This window comes from Actinoplanes sp. NPDC048791, from assembly GCF_040650095.1.
Lineage (GTDB): Bacteria > Actinomycetota > Actinomycetes > Mycobacteriales > Micromonosporaceae > Actinoplanes.
This window is the reverse complement of record NZ_JBEZGQ010001255.1, coordinates 1-2,154: the sequence shown is the minus strand read 5'-3', so window position 1 is coordinate 2,154 and position 2,154 is coordinate 1. Positions and strand designations below refer to the sequence as shown.

General features: G+C 75.2%; 1 protein-coding gene and 1 pseudogene. Both read right to left on the bottom strand.

Features of this window, described 5'->3' with window-relative positions; all coding sequences use genetic code 11:
* Positions 1-493, bottom strand: a pseudogene (locus AB0C29_RS45070) (hypothetical protein); the annotation flags it as partial.
* Positions 486-2,154 (bottom strand): bifunctional [glutamine synthetase] adenylyltransferase/[glutamine synthetase]-adenylyl-L-tyrosine phosphorylase (locus tag AB0C29_RS45065; RefSeq protein ID WP_360834046.1); only part of this gene is annotated, 1,669 nt, incomplete at its 5' end. The pseudogene AB0C29_RS45070 and the gene AB0C29_RS45065, both read right to left, overlap by 8 nt.

Here is a 2,154-nt window from a genome sequence, read left to right as displayed (position 1 = left end):
GTGGGCTGATTCCGGACGGCCTGGCTGGAGATGGACCGGCCGGGGATGGCCGGGCGTCGGCTGCTGCGCACAGCGCGGCCACCGCGAGGGCCAGGCCCACCGCAAACGTGACCCGGCCGCTGGCCAGGTTGGCGGCGAAGACCAACACCCCGATCAGCGCACCCGCCACCGGCCGTCGCACCCCGGTGCGCCACAGCAGCCACCCGAACAGGACCGACGCCACCACCGCCGCCAGCGCCCCGAGCAGCCGCATCCCGATCAGCGATCCCAGCGGCGCCGTCAGCAGGCTGTAGCCGAACTGGCCGACCCCGCCGTACCAGCCGAAGTCGACCGGCGCCCAGCCGTGACCGGCGAAGAAGTCCGCCCGGGCCTGCTGCGCCGCCAGGTCGGTGCCCATCCGGGGCGCCAGCAGGAACGCGCCGGCCAGCACCAGCGCGGCGCCGAGCGTCGGCGCCAGCACCCGGAGGAGGCCGCGCCGTTGCTCCTCATGCATCGAGGACGCGCTCCATCGCCGCCCGTGAGCGGCGGGTGATGCGCAGGTACCGGTCCACGAACTCGCCCGGGTCGCCGCCGCCGAGCAGCAGCACCACTCCGGCCAGTTCGACGCCGTGGCGTGGGAGCTGGTCGGTCGGGCGGCCGCGGACCAGGGTGAGCGCGTTGCGGACCTGGGCGGCCAGGGTCCAGCCCGCCGTCATCGCCGCCGCGTCGACCTTGTCGATCAGCTTGCCTCGCAGCTCCGCGGACAACGCCTCCAGGGTGCGGGTCATGCGCAGCGCCGGGAGCGCGTACCCGTGGCGCAGCTGCAGCAGTTGCACCGCCCATTCCACGTCGGCGAGGCCGCCGCGGCCGAGTTTGGTGTGGGTGTTCGGGTCCGCGCCGCGGGGCAGCCGCTCGGTCTCCACCCGCGCCTTGATCCGGCGGATTTCGATCACCTGCTCGCGGGTCAGGCCGCCGCTGGGATAGCGCATCCCGTCGGCGAGCTGCTCGAACTCGCGGCCCAGCTCCGCGTCGCCGGCCACGAACCGGGCCCGCAGCAACGCCTGCGACTCCCACACCTTCGACCAGCGGGCGTAGTACTGCGCGTAGGCGTTGAGGCTGCGGACCAGCGGGCCCTGCCGGCCCTCCGGGCGCAGGTCCGCATCGACACCGAGCGGCGGGTCGGGCGCGGGGGCGCCGAGGGTACGGCGCATCTCCTCCGCGATGGCGTGCGCCGACGCGCTGGCCTGGCCGTCGGACATGCCCTCCGGCGGGGCGTAGACGAACAGCACGTCGGCGTCGGAGGGGTAGCTCAATTCGTATCCGCCGAGCCGGCCCATGCCGATCACCGCGAAGCGCAGTCCCTCCGGTCCGGGATGCACCCGCCGAGCAGCGTGCAGCGCCGCACCCAGCGTCGCGTCCGCGACGTCGGAGAGGGCGATGCCGATCGCGTGCACGTCCAGCGGGTGGGCCGGGGCCAGCTCGCCGGCCCGGCTGAGGATGTCGGCGCAGGCCAGCCGGAACAGCTCCCGCCGGCGCAGCGCCCGCACGGCGGTGATGGCCTTGGTCGCGTCGGTGGCCCCGGCATCCAGGTGCCGGTCGGCGGCGGCGATGAACCCGTCGCGCAGCACGTCCCGGGGTCGCGGCTGAAGCTCGGCGTCGTCGGCGAGCAGGCGCAATGCCTCCGGGTCGCGGGTGAGCAGGTCGGTCGCGTACCGGGACAGGCTCAGCACCCGGGCCAGCCGGCGCGCGACCGGGCCGCCGTCACGCAGCAGGCGCAGATACCAGGGGGTGGTGCCCAGCTTCTCCGACACGTGCCGGTAGTTCAGCAGGCCGCGGTCGGGCTCGGGCGAGTCCGCGAAGTCCTGCAGCAGCATCGGCAGCAGCGTGCGCTGGATCGCCGCCGTACGGCTGACCCCGCCGGTCAGCGACTGCAGGTGGCGCAGCGCCCCGGCCGGGTCGGCGAAGCCGAGGATCTCCAGGCGGCGGCCGGCCGACTCGGGGGTCATCCGCAGCGCCTCGGCCGGCACCCGGGCGACCGCCTCCAGCAGCGGCTGGTAGAGCAGCTTGGCGTGCAGCCGCCGGACGTGCGCGGCGTGCCCGACCCAGTCGGAGCGGAACGCCTCGACCGCGTCGCGCCCGGCCACCGCCTTGTAGCCCAGCGCGGCGGCGAGCCAG